Below are 14,443 nucleotides of genomic sequence, written 5' to 3'. Positions count from 1 at the left end.
CGGTCAGCCGGCGGCTGCCGGCTGGACCTGCGGCTGGCCCGCGTCGTCCGAAGCAGGCGCCGCGGCGGCCAACTGTTCGAGCAGGGCATTCAGATCCACGGGCTTCACGAGGTGCAGGTCGAAGCCCGCCTCCATGACGCGGCGCTGGTCTTCTTCGAGACCGTAACCCGTCACCGCGATCAGCCGGATTGCACGCGCCGCCGGGTCCTGGCGCAGGCGACGCGCCACCTCGTACCCGTCGATGCCGGGCAGCCCGATATCGACGAGGGCCACGTCCGGCGTTTCCGCGCATGCCACACGCACGCCTTCCAGGCCGTCGCCCGCCTGCAGCACGGGATAACCGAACGAGGCCAGCATCGTCGCCATCATCTCGCGGCCATCGTCATTGTCTTCGATCAGCAGAACTTTCGGCTTGCCTGCTTCCTGCGGCAGCGCGCTTGCGGGCGCGTCGCCCGCAAGCGCCGCGTCGGTGCGCGGCAGGCGGATCTCGAACGTGCTGCCGCTGCTGTTGCCGGGACTGGTGGCGCTGACGGTCCCGCCATGTAGCTCCACGAGACGGCGCACGAGCGACAGTCCGATGCCGAGTCCGCCCTGCGAGCGGTCGATCGAGATCGCGCCCTGCACGAACACGTCGAACACGTGCGGCAGCAGGTCCGGCGCGATGCCGACACCGGAATCGCTCACGCGCAGCACGATCTCTTCGCCGATCGGCACCACCGTGATCTCGATGCGGCCGCCGGCCGGCGTGTATTTCAGCGCGTTGTCGATGAGGTTCGTCGCGATCTGTTCCAGCCGTGTGGCGTCGCCGTCGACCCAGGCCGGCGCGAGCTGCGCGTCGATGTCGTAGCCGGCCGTACGGCCCGTCGCGCGGAACGTGTCGAGGCAGCTCGAGACGAGCGTGGCGATGTCCAGGCGTTTGCGCGACAGCAGGATCTTGCCCGACATGGCGCGCGACAGATCCAGCAGATCGTCGACGATGCGCGACAAATGCTGGCTCTGGCGCTGGATGATCAGGCGGGCCCGGGCAATCGATTCGCCGCTGACGCCCGGCATGCCCAGCAGCGAACCGGCGCTGCTGATGGCGGACAGCGGATTGCGCAGCTCATGGCCCAGCATGGCGAGGAATTCGTCCTTGGCGCTGCTCTTGCGTTCGGCCGCGCGCCGTTCTTCCATCTCGCGCACGAGACGTTTATTGGTCGCGGTCAGCTCGGTCGTGCGCTGGGACAGTTTTTCGGCCTGGCGCTTGAGCTGTTCGTTCTTCGTCGCGAGCGCCACGAACACCTGCACCTTGGCGCGCAGCACCTGCGGGATCACGGGGGTGAACAGGAAGTCGGCGGCGCCGCGCTGGTAGGCCTTCAGGCGGTCGATCTCGTCGGCGAGGAAGGCCGTGACGAAGATGATCGGGATGTCGGCGGAGCGCGGGCGCTGGTGGATCGCTTCGGCCGTCTCGAACCCGTCCATGCCGGGCATGTTTACGTCGAGCAGGATGACGGCGAAATCGTGACGGAGCACCTGGCGCAGCGCATCCTGGCCGGAGCGCGCGGACAGGACCTCGTAATTGCTTTCGTCGGCCCATTGCTCCAGCAGGCTCGTCAGTGCAAGCAGGCTGGCAGCGTCGTCATTAACGACGAGAATCTTCGGTTTTTCGGTGAGGGACACGGCGTTTGAACAGGCTCGGAAACTGTATTCACAAGCTCGGCAGGATAGCAGAGCATGCCGCTTTGTAAAATTAGTGATAAAAACTGTTGCAATACGTCATGATAGCACGGCCCCGTCCATACCGAAAATCAATCGTGCGCGGCCATCGTTCGGTGCCGCACATACCGGGTCAAGACCGTATGCGATAGTGGCAACGTGTCAGGGGCCCACTTGAAAGGACAGACATGAATATTCAAATCATCGTAGCCGATAACCATCACGACAAATGTTTCCGCGAACTGGTGAACCAGCCGGTGACGGCGCTGCGCGACGTCACCCAGCAGCAGGCGGATGCGCTGCGTGATGCGTTCGGTATCAATACCATCGCCGACCTGGCAGACCTGAAGGTCGTGAAATGGGCGCGCGCGATCCGCACGATGGCGAGCGCCGAGGCCGAGCCGCGCGAAGCCGTGGCCAAGGAAACGCTGCTCGACGATGCCGTGGAAATGACGTTCCCGGCCAGCGACCCGGTGTCGGTCGCGTCCAGCATCACCCGCATCGAGGTGCCGCCGGAGAAGGTGGACGCAAGTTCGGACCACCAGAACGCGGCCGCCATCGAGGCCAACAACGAGCAGGTGGTCGGCTGCCGGGCGCTGGGCCCGGGCGGCGAAAAGACGGCCGGAGCGGCGTGAAGATTTGCGGGGGTGCGCCGGTGGCGCACCCCCGTGCCATCAGAAGTTTACGCGGAACTGCGCGCCGTAGTTGCGCGGTTCGTTGACGATGCCGGTGAGGTTGTCGAAGTCGATCGCCGCCACCACCTGGATCCGGTTGGTGATGTTGCGGGCGAACGCGGCCACCTCGTACTTGCCGTTGTCCCACTTGTAGCCGACCCGCAGGCCGCCTTCCAGCAGGGCCTTCGCCTTGTACTCCTTCGCTTCGTACAGGAACATGTTGTACTCGGTGCGGTACGACCAGTCCGTCAGCGCGTACAGTTCGCCGTCGGCCAGCGGATGCGAATAGCGCAGCGTGAAGTTCGTCTGCCATTTCGGCGAACGGGGCAGCGGCAGGCCGTTCAGCTTTTGCGTGTACGGGAACGGGCCTGGCGTGCCGGTCGGGGTGCAGCCGTTCACGCCGTTCGTGTTGGGCTGGTTGCCGCAGGTCTGCACGAACAGGTTCGGATCCTTGATCTCGGTGTCGTTGTAGCTCGCGCCGATGCTCGCACGCCAGTCGTCCGACAGGATGGCCTGGAAGTCGAGTTCCACGCCCTGGCCCGTGACCTTTTCCGCGTTGATCAGCTGGTTCATGTTGATCGTGCCGCTGCCGGCCGTCAGCTGCTTGTCGTTCACGCGGTACTGGAACGCCGTCGCGGACAGGCGTGCGCGGCGGTCGAGCAGGTCGGCCTTGATGCCCGCTTCATACGACAACGCCTTTTCCGCACCCGCGATCGACGGCTTGTCGCCCAGGCCGTTCAGGCGGCCCTGCATCGACGGTGCGCGGTAGCCGGTCGCCACGCGCGCGAACAAATTCGTGTCCGCGTCCAGCGCATACGACGCCGATGCGTCCCAGCTCACGTTGTGCGAATCGCGGTGCAGCGGCAGCGGGCCGCTCGTCTGCGGCGGTTCGAAGCGCTGTGCGACGAAGTCCTTGTTGTCGCTCGTGTAGCGCAGGCCGCCGCGCAGTTTCAGTTGCTCCGAGACCTTGTAGTTCAGCGTGCCGAACACGGCCCACGAACGGGCGTCCTGCGTCTGCGTCGCGTAGGCGGCGTTCTGCGGATTGCCCGGTGCCAGCGTGTTGAAGCTGATCGAATCGATGCGGATGTGCTCGTTGAAATAGAACACGCCGGCCATCCACTGCAGCGGATCCTTCGTGTTCGATTCGATGCGGATTTCCTGCGTCGTCTGGTCGTGCTCGGGCAGCAGGTCGGCCGTTTCGACGGTGAATGGGATGAACGCGTTCTGGCTCGGATAATTCGGGCCCATCGGGGGCGCGTACACGGCGCCGAAGCCGCCGTCGACGTCGCCGCGGCTGTAGAACGAAGCGTGCTCGTAACCCGTGATCGAGTGCAGGGTCATGCCGTCCAGGTCCCAGCGCAGGCGCAGGTTGGCGCCGTTGGTGCGCAAGGTCTGGTTATTGCCGCCGTCGGTGGGGTAGCTGTCGTAGTTGAAGCCGTCGACGAGGTCGTTCGTGCCCTTCTTGATGATATTCGCGCGGAACAGGGTCGCATTGCCCCGCATGTCGCGGCCGTGGACGCCCACCAGGGCCGAAAAGTCGCGGGTCGGCTTGAACAGCAGCTGGATGCGCGCGGCGTTGTCGTCGTAGCCCTCGAAGTCGCGCGTGTAGGCGTTCGGCTGCGGGTTGTGGACGCGGTTGTTGCGGTGCTGGGACTGCAGCGAGACGCGCAGGGCGGTCGTGTCCGACAACGGCATGTTGTAGGCGCCTTCCGCGTTGATCGTGCCGTAGTTGCCGGCGCCGAGCACGGCATAGCCTTCCGTCTTTTTCAGGACCGGTTTCGCCGAATCGAACTTGATCACGCCGGCGGGCGAGTTACGGCCGAACAGCGTGCCCTGCGGGCCGCGCAGCACTTCGACCTGGTCGACGTCGAACACGGGGAAGCCCTTCAGCATCGGGCTTTCCTGCACGATGTCGTCGACGACGAGGCCAACCGGCTGCGACGCGTTCAGGTCGAAGTCGGTGTTGCCCTGGCCGCGGATGTAAAAGCGCGGGAACGAGCGGCCGTAGTCGGACTCGACGTTCAGCGAGGGCGAGCGGCCCGCCAGGAAGCGGATGTCGGCGCCGCCGGACGTCAGCACGTCCAGCTTTTCGCCCTTGATGGCGGTGACCGACATCGGGACTTCCTTGAGATTCTCGGCGCGCCGCTGGGCGGTCACGATCACGGTTTCCAGGCGCTGGCCCGTGGGCCTGGTGGCGGTGTCCTGTGCGGTGGCGGCCTGGTCGGGTTCATCGGCCAGCGCGACCAGGGGAAATGCGCTCGTCACGGCGGCGGCAAGCAGCGTGCGGGCGAACATTCGGGTGGGGCGTACGCTCATGTATATCTCTTCCTTATCTTGGTGCTTGTTTTTATTGTCTTTGTCGAATGGCAAAGATTGCTCATCCTAGCAGTAAAGACAGGCGGAAAAGATGGTGTTCAATTTATATCGAAACCCTCTGAATCGCTTAGCTAAACGGTATTTGCCGATGCCGGTCAACTGTTGCATAGTGTCGGGTTGGCGTTCACGATCGTATGTGCGAACGCCAGAGAGAAGGGGGTTGCCGCGGTGGCCGCCGGGCGGTGGCGGCGGACACCCGGCGTATGATTTAAGCAACGTTCGTCCTGTTGTTAATGGCCAACATGCTTACTGTTCCTTGAGGTCGTCGGGAATGGTGTAGGTGAAGCTCTTCCGGTCGAACATCAGCTTCCACGAGCGGGCTTCGACCGGCTTGCCGTCCAGCGTGCCGCCCGCCGTCACGGTGATCGGCACGGGGATGTTGCCGTTGACGGTGGCCGTGCGGTAGGTCCAGCGGCGCTTGTCGCAGCGCAGCGGGATCTCGAAGTCGCCTTCTTCTCCAGCCTTGTCCCAGGCGTCCCACTTGGCCTTCGCTTCCTCGCAGGATTTGGCGGGCATGGCGTCGCGCGCCGCGACGAACTCGGCAAGCACGGCGATCTGTCCGTCGTGCGGGGCCAGTACCGTGTTCGTGGTCGTGACGGCATAGCCCGGGTCGGCATCGTCCCGGGTCTTGATCACCCAGCCCCACAGGTTGTCGCTGAGCGCTTCGAAATGCACCTGTTCCGGACGGACCGGGGCGGTCGACGGGTAGCGGATCTGGGTATTTTCCTGGGACAGGCCGTCCTTGCCGTCGGGGTGGACGTAGAAAACCCCGTACACGGCATTCGTGCCGCCATTGACGTCGTTGCCGCTCGCGACGAAATACAACTCGTCGCCGTCGGCGCCGTCGGGAATCTTTGCCTGTTGCACGACGCGCATCAAATACGTCACGTCGTCGTCGCCAACGTACAGCCAGCCCTTTTTCGTCGCGGAATATTTGCCGTAAGTCTCGCCCATCACGCTGTCGATGACGGCCGCCTCGTCGATCGCGACGCGCTTGCGCGCTTCTTTCGCATTCAGGTAGTAGGCGAGGGCGACGAGTGCCAGTGCCAGCACGCCGACGGTGGCCAGCACATACAGCACGATGCGGCCCCAGCGGCGGCGTGGCCGGGCAGGGCGGACGGGCGTGGCCGCGGCCTGCGCGGCGGCGGTCGGTTCCTTCAAGTCTTCCATAACGCTCCCAAAAGTAAAAATTCGAAAATGCTAAATTGCAATTGTAAAATTTTACATTAGGGAACGGGAATGTTGTAAAGAGAAAAACAAAACGCCCGCGCGAGGCGGGCGTCTGCATGCGGCGGGAACGATGTCAGCGGTGCTGCGCCAGCTCCGCCGACGGCGCGACGGCCGGGGTGGCGGGCGGAGGCGGCATGGTCGGCTTGACGGCCAGCGCGGCCTGGCGCGCGGCGCTGCCGTTGGCGCAGTAGCGGTTCTTGCCCGCGCGCTTCGCTTCGTACAGCGCATAGTCGGCGATGCTGATCAGGTCGACGACGTTTTCCGCGTCGTCCGGATACAGGCTGATGCCGATACTCGTCGACAGTTGCAGGGTCAGGTCGTTGATGAAGAACGGTTCCGACAGCGCCTCGACGAGCTTGGCGGCCGGTCCCTGGGCATCGCCCAGGCTGTGCACGTCGGCCAGCAGGACGATGAATTCGTCGCCGCCCAGGCGCGCCACCGTGTCTTCCTTGCGCGAGTTCGACAGCAGCCGCTGCGACACCATTTTGAGGATTTCGTCGCCGTAGGCATGGCCATAGGTGTCGTTGATCGCCTTGAAGCCGTCCAGGTCGAGGTACATCACCGCGGCCTTGTGGTGGTTGCGGTTGGCGTGCTGCAGGGCCGTTTCGATGCGGTCTTCCAGCAGGCGGCGGTTCGGCAGGCCGGTGAGGGCGTCGTGCAGCGCCAGTTCCTGCTGGGCGCGGCTGTACTGGGCCAGTTCCTTGTACAGCAGGCGCACCTCCAGCATGTTATGGATGCGCTTGTGCACTTCGAGCAGGTCGAACGGCTTGCTGATGAAATCGCGCGCGCCCGCTTCCAGGGCGGCGATCTTGAAGCTGGGTTGTGCCGTCAGGGCGAGCACGGGCAGGTAACCGCCCTGTTCAATTTCCTTCAGGCCTTTCATAACCTGGAAACCATTGAGACCCGGCATTTGCAGGTCGAGCAGGATCAGGTCGTAGTTGTGTTCGCGATGCAGCGGGCATACCTGTTCCGGCAGCATCGTCGAACTGACGTCGGTGTAGCCTTCCTCGCGCAATATCTCTTCCATCAATTCGATATTGTCGGGGGAATCGTCTACGACCAGGATCTTCGCGTTCAGGATGTCTTGTCGGCTGGGCATGCTTATTCTCGTCAAATCAAGGCCGGTATTGTCTGTTCCTTATCTAATACCAGCTCTAGCACAACATTCCATAGTCTAGCAAAACACCGAGAATTTCTTGTAGGACAGCGCCGCGTCCTTGGGTAGGAACATCTTTCGTATTATCCGAGTCCTTGCTAGCGTACGCCATTTCTGCCCGTAATGGATGCAGCAGCACGATTTACGAGGGGGCTGGAAGGGCCGACAACCGACGCAACTGTTGCAATTAGTTCACTCGGCTCGACCGGTTTGGAAATATGCGCGGAGAAACCGGCCTCCAGCGCGCTCAGCCGGTCTTCCGAGCGGGCGAACGCCGTCAGGGCGATGGCCGGGACCTGGCTGCCTTCCTCGCGCGCCAGGTGGCGCACCCAGTCGAGCAGTTCGAAGCCGTCCACCTCCGGCATGCCCAGGTCGCTGATCAGGAGGTTCGGTACCTGCTCCTTGAACAGGGCGAAGGCGTCGCGTGCGCTGGCGGCGATGCGGACGGATGCGCCGCAATCGCTCAGGATGCGCTTGATCAGTTCGCGTGCGTCGCGGTCGTCGTCGACGACGAGCACGTTCACGCCGGACAAATCGAGCACCGTCATTTCGGGCGTGGCCGGCGTCGGCAGGATCATCGCCGCGCGCGCGCTGCGGGTCGCGGGCGGCTGCTGCTTGGCGAGCGGCAGTTCGATGGTGAAGCTGGCGCCCTTGCCCTCGCCGGCGCTCTCGGCGCGGACGGTCCCGCCGTGCTGCTCGATCAGGTGCTTGACGATCGCCAGGCCCAGGCCGAGGCCGCCGTGGCGCCGCGTCATCGATGCGTCCGCCTGGCGGAAGCGTTCGAATACGTGCGTGATGAATTCCGGCCGGATGCCGACGCCGTTGTCGCGCACGGTGATGGCGACGTTGGCGTCGTTGCGGGTCAGTTCGATGCCGACGCGGCCGTCGCGCGGCGTGAACTTGATCGCGTTCGACAGCAGGTTCCACACGATCTGCTGCAGGCGCGCCGGATCGCCCGCGACGAGGCCCGGATCGGCCGCGTACTGCTTGTCGATGCGGATGTTTTTCGCATCGGCGGCGGGGCGCACCGTTTCGATGGCCGCGTCGATGAAGCTGGCGGGCGCCACGGCCTGCATGTCGAGCAAGACCTTGCCGGACGTGATGCGGCTCATGTCGAGCAGGTCTTCGATCAGCTGGGCCTGGGCACGGGCGTTGCGCTCGATCGTCTGCAAGCCTTTCTGCAGGTCGTTCTGGTCGCGGCTGCCGCGCCGCAGCACCTGGGCCCAGCCGAGGATCGCCGACAGCGGCGTGCGCAGTTCGTGCGACAGGGTGGCCAGGAACTCGTCCTTCATCTGGCTCGTGCGTTCGGCCTCGGCGCGTGCCTGGCGTTCGCTTTCCAGCAGCACCTTGCGCTCCTCGGCGGCCCGCTGGGCGGCTTCGTACAGGCGCACGTTGTCGATGGCGACGGCGGCCTGGGCGGCAATGCCGCGCACGATGCGTTCGGTGCGTTCGCTGAACACGTCCGGTTCCGGATGCCCGAAGAACATGGTGCCGAGCAATTCGCCGGAGTGGCCGACGACGGGCACCGCGAGATAGCTGCGCACGGCCGGGTGGCCCGCAGGCAGACTGAACGTCGGCGCGTCGCGCAGGCGCGTGTCGAGCGTGACGTCGGCGGACCGGATCACGCCGGCCGGATGGTCCAGCAGGCCCGGGCCGAACAGCCCGGTGGGACCGGCCGCGCCGAACGCCTCGAATCCGACCGGACTGCCGCCGGACACCGTGTACAAGGTGAACAGGTTATTCGCGTCGGGCTCGATGCCGTCGTTGCGGCCGTGGTACAGGAACGCGCCCTGGCGCGCGCCGGCGATGCCGGTGGCGGCATCCGTCGCGGCCTGCAGCAGCGAGCGCAGGTCGCGCGTGGAGGACAGCGCGCTGCCGGTGCTGTTGAGCAGTTCGAGGACGTGCGACTCGTCGCGCAGCGCCTGCTCGGCGCGCTTGACCTCGTCGACGTCGGTGTTCGTGCCGAACCAGCGCAACACTTTACCGTGGCGGTCGCGGACCGGATTCACGCGCGTGAGGAACCAGCGGTACTTGCCGTCCGCGCCGCGGATCGGGTACTCCATTTCGAACGGATTGCCGCTCTTGAGGCTGGCATTCCAGCGCTCCAGCATGGCCGGCAGGACCGTCGGCTCGACCGTCGTCTGCCAGCCCCAGCCCACGACCTGGTCCGGCGTCGTGCCCGTGTATTCGAACCAGCGTTCGTTGAACCAGACGATGGCGCCGTCGGCCTGCGCCATCCAGGCCAGCTGCGGGATCGTGTTGGCCAGCGCGCGCAGCACTTCCTCGCTCTGGCGCAGGGCGTCGGCGGCGCTGCGCCGGGCCGTGACGTCCTGCACGACGCCGGTCATGCCGAGCACGCCTTCGCGGCGCGCCTGGTCGGCGTAATCGGCGCGGCCGACGAGTGCCACCCAGCGCGGCTCGCCGTTCGGGCCCGGCAGGCGGCATTCCAGTTCGAGATCGCTGTGGCCGGCAAACGCCTGCAGTACGGCGCGGCGCACGCTCTCGCGGTCGCCCGGGTCGAGGCGGGCACGCAACTCGCTCCATGCGAGCGGCTGCTCGGCCGGGAGGCCGAAGATCGCGGCCGCGCGTTCGCCCAGCATCACGCGGTCGCTGGCGGCATCCCAGCGCCAGTCGCCCAGGCGGCCCGCGGCCAGCGCGACCTGCAGGCGGCTGTTGCCCTGCTGCAGGGCCTGCTGGTCGGCCTTGCGCCGGTTGATGTCCTGGAAGTACAGGGTGAGGCCGTCCGGCGACGGGTGGGCCCGCACCTCGAACCAGCGCTTCAGCGCCGGCCAGAAGAATTCCTGGATCGCCGTCTCGCGGCTGACCATCGCGCGCCGGTAGACGGTTTCCAGCACGCTGCCGCGCAGTTCGGGGAACGACGCCCACAGGTCGTGGCCGATCAGGCTGGGACGGGTCTTTTGCAGGGGCGCGAGCATGTCCAGCGCGCGCCCGTTGATGTACATGATGCGCCAGTGATGGTCGACGGCGCAGAAGCCGTCGACGAGGCTTTCGAGCATGTTTTCCATGCGCGCGTTGGCCAGGCGCAGGGCTTCGCGCGCTTCCTGCAGTTCGCGGGCGGCCGCGGCAGCAGCGGGCTGCGCGGAGGGGTGCCGCAGCTCGTCGCGCTCGTTGTTCACCGTACGCCTCCCCACGAGATCACCGCGGACGGCGCCATGGCGAGCATCTCCGTCAGCTCGGAGGGGCGGGGTGCACTGCCGGTGGGCTCGAAATCGATCATCGTGTTGGGCTCTGCGCGCGCGACTGCGGTGCCGCGCCTGATGCACGCGAACGTCCGGGACGGGCACGTCCGTCCACGGCGCGTAATGAGCCGTACGTCGATTCTAGCCCAGCCCGGGCGCTTTGTTGCACACCTTTGGGCCATCGTTCAGGTACGCACCGGCAGCGGCTGGGCCACCTTGTCGAGTGCCTGCTGGAGCTGGTCGAGCTCGTAGGGCTTCTGTAGCGACAGATAAGGGAACTCCACGTGACGCAGCAGGGTGTCGCCATAACCCGACGCGAAGATCACCCGCATCGTGGGCGCCTGCGTCACGGCTTGGCGGGCCAGATCGACGCCGGACATGCCGGGCAGGCTGACGTCCGTGAACAACACGTCGTATGGTCCGGCCGCCAGCCGCGCCAGCGCGTCGTTCGGATGGCCGACGCCGTCCGCCTCGTGGCCGAAGGCGCGCAGCATCTCGCACACCAGGTATTGCGAGTCGACGTTGTCTTCGACGACGAGGATGCGCAAGGGGCCGGCCGACTCGGCAGGTGCTTCCGTCACGGGCGCGGCGGGCGCCAGCGCGCACAGAACGCCCGCGACGGATTCGCCGTCCGCCCGCACGGGCGTGAAATACAGGTCGTAGTGGCCGCTGCCACCTTCGCTGCCCGCGAACATGAGGTTACGGTTTGGGGCGTACGCGGCTTCGCCGCGCCAGGCGCGCTGCAACTCGTCGGCCGCCACCGCCAGCGGGGGCGGCATCACGGGCGGCACGCTGCCGCCGGGAACGCGTCCGTAGGCCGGTCCGGCCAGCGCGCCGTAGGCGTCGTTGAACAGTACGGTCATGTCCCGCCCCCATACCAGCAGCAGGGGCAGCGGGGTATTGAACATGACGTCGGCGGCCAGCCTCAGTGCCTGCGGCCACTGCTGCGGATCGCCGAGCCGGGAAGCTGACCAGTCGTAGGAACTGGAAGAGTGTGCGGACCTGCCGGGTTGGAGCATAGCGCGGGAAATATTGTTATCTAAACGAAAAGAGGATGCATAGTACCCCAAATTGTAAGCAGGGGGCGACACGACTGCGCGCCCTGCGCCGAGTCGGAAAAGACGGCAACCGGTCGTAAAAGAACAACATTGTGCGCTATTGATATTGCACCACAGCATAGATGGCCCTGTGCGGGCGCCGGGGCAAAAAAAAGCCCGCTACAGGAGCGGGCTGAATCTATCCTTGGAGGAGAATAGAGGAGACAGGTTCATAATGCTGCATCGCAAAAAATAAATCCAATTTAGATTGTTAATGTCAGCCATTGCTTTTATATATGACACAGCCGTGCACGCTTGAATCGGGTCACTCTTGGTGCACCAGAGAAAATGTTCTACGATAGCAAAATGTTTAAAGACGCCTTGCTGTCGGTTACGTTCATTCCGGTTCATCCATCCCCGTGGACGTGGCCCGCGCGCGCCGCGTTGCCATGGTCGACCATACCCGGCTATCATGGATTGTCCATTTCCGGCCGTTCCGCAGGGCGCCGAAAGCCCACGCGCTTCCTGCCACCGTTTCCAGTCCAGGGTTTGCCATCCGGCCGATGCATCGTCAATTGAAGCCATCCACGAATCCGGGCCTGCGCCGGTCGTTCTCCGGCTGGGCGCTGGCCTCGCTGGCCGTGCTGTGCGCCGGCATCGGCCTGCTGCCGCCGGTGCGCGCGCAGAGCGCCATCGCCGGCGTGCCGCTGGAGCGGCGGGTGAAGGCGGCCTTCCTGTACAAATTCCTCGGCTATACCGATTTTCCCGCGAGCGCGTTTGCCGACGTGACGGCGCCGCTGACGATCGGCGTGATCGGCGCCGACGACCTCGCCGTCGAGCTGGCGCGCGTGGTGGCCGGGCGCACCGTCAACAACCGCGCGATCGAAGTGCGCGAGCTGCGCGAGAGCGACGCGGGCGCCCGCGTGCACCTGCTGTTCGTGGGCGGGACCGACCCGCAGCGCGTCGCGCGCATCGTGCACCAGGCAACGGGGGCGATGCTCGTCGTGACCGAAAGCGACAACGGCTTGCAGGTCGGTAGTGTGATCAATTTCCGCATCGTCGACGAACGCGTCCGCTTCGATGTCGCGCTCGACGCGGCGGAACGCAATGGCATCAAACTGAGTTCGCGCTTGCTGACAGTGGCGAACCGGGTGCAGAAAGGAGCGCAGTGATGGTGGTGCGCGACGGCGGCACGGTCCGCGGCAAACTGATCCTGATGGCGGTATCGACGACGTTCGTCGCGCTACTCGCGGCTTCCGTTGCCATGTTGCTGTTCGACCTGCGCGCGTTCCAGCGTTACTGGACGGACGACCTGATGACCCAGGCCGACATCATGGCGCGCGTGACGGCGCCGGCCCTCACGTTCAACGACGAAGAGACGGCGCGCCAGAACCTGGCCGTGCTGCGCGTTCGTCCGCAGATCCTCGCGGCCGCGATCTACACGAGCGACGGCACGCGCTTCGCCACCTACGCGGCGGCGCCGAACCAGGCGATTCCCGCGCGCCCGGCCCCGTCCGGGTACCGTATCGAGGGCGGCGAAGTGGCCGTGTTCCGCAACATCGTGGAAAACGGCGAGATGGTCGGCACGGTGTACCTGCGCTCGCGCTACGGCCTCGTCGACCGCCTGTTCAGCTATGGCGCCATCCTCGGCGCCGTGATGCTGGGGGCGCTGCTGATCGCGGGCCTCGTTGCCTCGCGCCTGCAGGCCGCCATCACGCGACCGCTCGCAGCCGTGACGAACGTCGCGCGCCAGGTCATGCAGCGGCGCGATTTCACGTTGCGCGTGCCGGGGAACGACAGCGGCGAGATCGGCGTGCTCGTCGCTGCTTTCAACGACATGCTGGCCGAGATCGGCCGCCGCTCGCACGCGCTGCAGGAAGCGAACGCGACCCTCGAGCACGAGATGCAGGTGCGCGAGCGGGCGGAGGAGGCGCTGCGCCTGGCCGACCGCCGCAAGGACGAATTCCTCGCCACCCTGGCGCACGAGCTGAGGAATCCCTTGGCGCCGATCCGCACGGGCCTGGACATCCTGCGCCTGCGCAGCGGCGACGCCCAGGCCACCCAGCGCGCCACCGACATCATGGAGCGCCAGCTGCGCCAGATGGTGCGCCTCGTCGACGACCTGCTGGACGTCTCGCGCATCAACACCGGTAAATTCACCATCAAGAGCGGCCGCGTGGAGCTGAAGGCCGTCGTCAACGACGCCCTGGAAGTCGTGCGGCCATACATCGAACTGCATGGCCACGAGCTGACGATCGACCTGCCGGACCGCCCCGTGTTCCTGAACGGCGACGCGACGCGCCTCGCGCAAATCCTCTCGAACCTGTTGAATAATGCCGCCAAATACACCAATCGCGGCGGCCGCGTGGGCCTGAGGGCGACGGTGGACGACCGCACGTTGACCCTCGTCGTGTCCGACACCGGCATCGGCATCGCGCCGGACATGCTGGATAGCGTCTTCGAGATGTTCGTGCAGGTGGATTCCACGCTGGAGCGTTCGGTTGCCGGCCTGGGCGTGGGGCTGTCGCTGGCGCGCAAGCTGGTCGAGCTGCACGGCGGCTCCATCGAGGCGCACAGCGCGGGCCTCGGCCACGGCAGCCAGTTCGTCGTGCGGCTGCCGATCGTCGTCGAGCCGGAGCTGCCGGCGAAGCCGACGCCCATGTCGTTCATCAGCGCCGAAACCTACCGCATCCTGCTGGCCGACGACAACGTCGACTTCGTCAACAGCATCGGCGCACTGCTCACGGCGATGGGGCACAGCGTCGTCATCACGCATAACGGCGCGGATGCGCTGGCCGCGGCCAAGCGCTTCTGTCCGGATTACGCGTTCCTCGACATCGGCTTGCCGCAGATGTCCGGCTACGACCTGGCGCGGGGCATCCGCGACCTGTCGTGCTGCACGATGACCGTCATGGTGGCCGTCACCGGCTGGGGCCAGGAAAAGGACCGGCAGCTGGCGTTCGAGGCCGGCTTCGACCACCACATGGTCAAGCCCGTGCGCTTCGAACAGATCGAGGAAATCCTGGGGAATCGCAGCATTATCAAGAAGCTGCGTACCTGATAGTCGAAAAAAAA

The 14,443-nt window shown here is 65.6% G+C and carries 9 protein-coding genes; 3 read left to right on the top strand and 6 right to left on the bottom strand.

The genetic code is table 11. The features are described 5' to 3' along the window. Positions 1-3 precede the first annotated feature (3 nt). A complete protein-coding gene (locus P0M04_RS28630) occupies positions 4-1,659 on the bottom strand; it encodes a response regulator (protein ID WP_259450960.1) in 1,656 nt (551 codons plus the stop codon). Between the two features lie 224 nt (positions 1,660-1,883). Between P0M04_RS28630 and P0M04_RS28625 the strand changes: the two genes are divergently transcribed. Further along, positions 1,884-2,330, top strand: coding sequence for a hypothetical protein (locus P0M04_RS28625; RefSeq protein ID WP_259450961.1), 447 nt, complete (start codon positions 1,884-1,886; stop codon positions 2,328-2,330). A gap of 39 nt (positions 2,331-2,369) precedes the next feature. Here the strand turns inward: P0M04_RS28625 and P0M04_RS28620 are convergent, their stop codons facing one another. From P0M04_RS28620 to P0M04_RS28600, 5 genes are all read right to left on the bottom strand, one after another. After that, on the bottom strand, positions 2,370-4,685 hold the full coding sequence (locus P0M04_RS28620; RefSeq protein ID WP_259450962.1) for a TonB-dependent receptor: 2,316 nt from the start codon (positions 4,683-4,685) through the stop codon (positions 2,370-2,372). A gap of 306 nt (positions 4,686-4,991) precedes the next feature. Then, positions 4,992-5,915: a hypothetical protein gene (locus P0M04_RS28615; protein ID WP_259450963.1), complete on the bottom strand. Its 924-nt coding sequence runs from the start codon at positions 5,913-5,915 to the stop codon at positions 4,992-4,994. 133 nt (positions 5,916-6,048) lie between these two features. Further along, positions 6,049-7,074 carry a GGDEF domain-containing response regulator gene (locus tag P0M04_RS28610; RefSeq protein ID WP_259450964.1) on the bottom strand — a complete coding sequence of 342 codons (1,026 nt, stop codon included), beginning with the start codon at positions 7,072-7,074 and terminating at the stop codon, positions 6,049-6,051. 155 nt (positions 7,075-7,229) lie between these two features. Next, a complete protein-coding gene (locus P0M04_RS28605) occupies positions 7,230-10,268 on the bottom strand; it encodes a hybrid sensor histidine kinase/response regulator (protein WP_259450965.1) in 3,039 nt (1,012 codons plus the stop codon). 248 nt (positions 10,269-10,516) lie between these two features. Next, on the bottom strand, positions 10,517-11,239 hold the full coding sequence (locus tag P0M04_RS28600; RefSeq protein ID WP_259450966.1) for a response regulator: 723 nt from the start codon (positions 11,237-11,239) through the stop codon (positions 10,517-10,519). A gap of 704 nt (positions 11,240-11,943) precedes the next feature. Here P0M04_RS28600 and P0M04_RS28595 point away from each other — a divergent pair. Then, positions 11,944-12,540, top strand: coding sequence for a TOL_0243 family YfiR-like periplasmic protein (locus P0M04_RS28595; RefSeq protein WP_259450967.1), 597 nt, complete (start codon positions 11,944-11,946; stop codon positions 12,538-12,540). Then, positions 12,540-14,429, top strand: coding sequence for a sensor histidine kinase, YfiR-like protein-associated (locus P0M04_RS28590; RefSeq protein ID WP_259450968.1), 1,890 nt, complete (start codon positions 12,540-12,542; stop codon positions 14,427-14,429). The genes P0M04_RS28595 and P0M04_RS28590 overlap by 1 nt, the downstream gene beginning before the upstream one ends. The last annotated feature ends 14 nt before the right edge of the window (positions 14,430-14,443 follow it).

The sequence above is a fragment of the Telluria mixta genome, assembly GCF_029223865.1.
In the GTDB taxonomy this organism is placed as follows: domain Bacteria; phylum Pseudomonadota; class Gammaproteobacteria; order Burkholderiales; family Burkholderiaceae_D; genus Telluria; species Telluria mixta.
This window is presented reverse-complemented; position numbering and strand designations above follow the sequence as displayed.

Excerpts from the sequence above, each read along its gene's own strand:
- P0M04_RS28625 (WP_259450961.1), top strand. The coding sequence starts at position 1,884 with ATGAATATTCAAATCATCGTAGCCGATAACCATCACGACAAATGTTTC.
- P0M04_RS28620 (WP_259450962.1), bottom strand. The coding sequence starts at position 4,685 with ATGAGCGTACGCCCCACCCGAATGTTCGCCCGCACGCTGCTTGCCGCC.
- P0M04_RS28615 (WP_259450963.1), bottom strand. The coding sequence starts at position 5,915 with ATGGAAGACTTGAAGGAACCGACCGCCGCCGCGCAGGCCGCGGCCACG.
- P0M04_RS28610 (WP_259450964.1), bottom strand. The coding sequence starts at position 7,074 with ATGCCCAGCCGACAAGACATCCTGAACGCGAAGATCCTGGTCGTAGAC.
- P0M04_RS28600 (WP_259450966.1), bottom strand. The coding sequence starts at position 11,239 with ATGTTCAATACCCCGCTGCCCCTGCTGCTGGTATGGGGGCGGGACATG.
- P0M04_RS28590 (WP_259450968.1), top strand. The coding sequence starts at position 12,540 with ATGGTGGTGCGCGACGGCGGCACGGTCCGCGGCAAACTGATCCTGATG.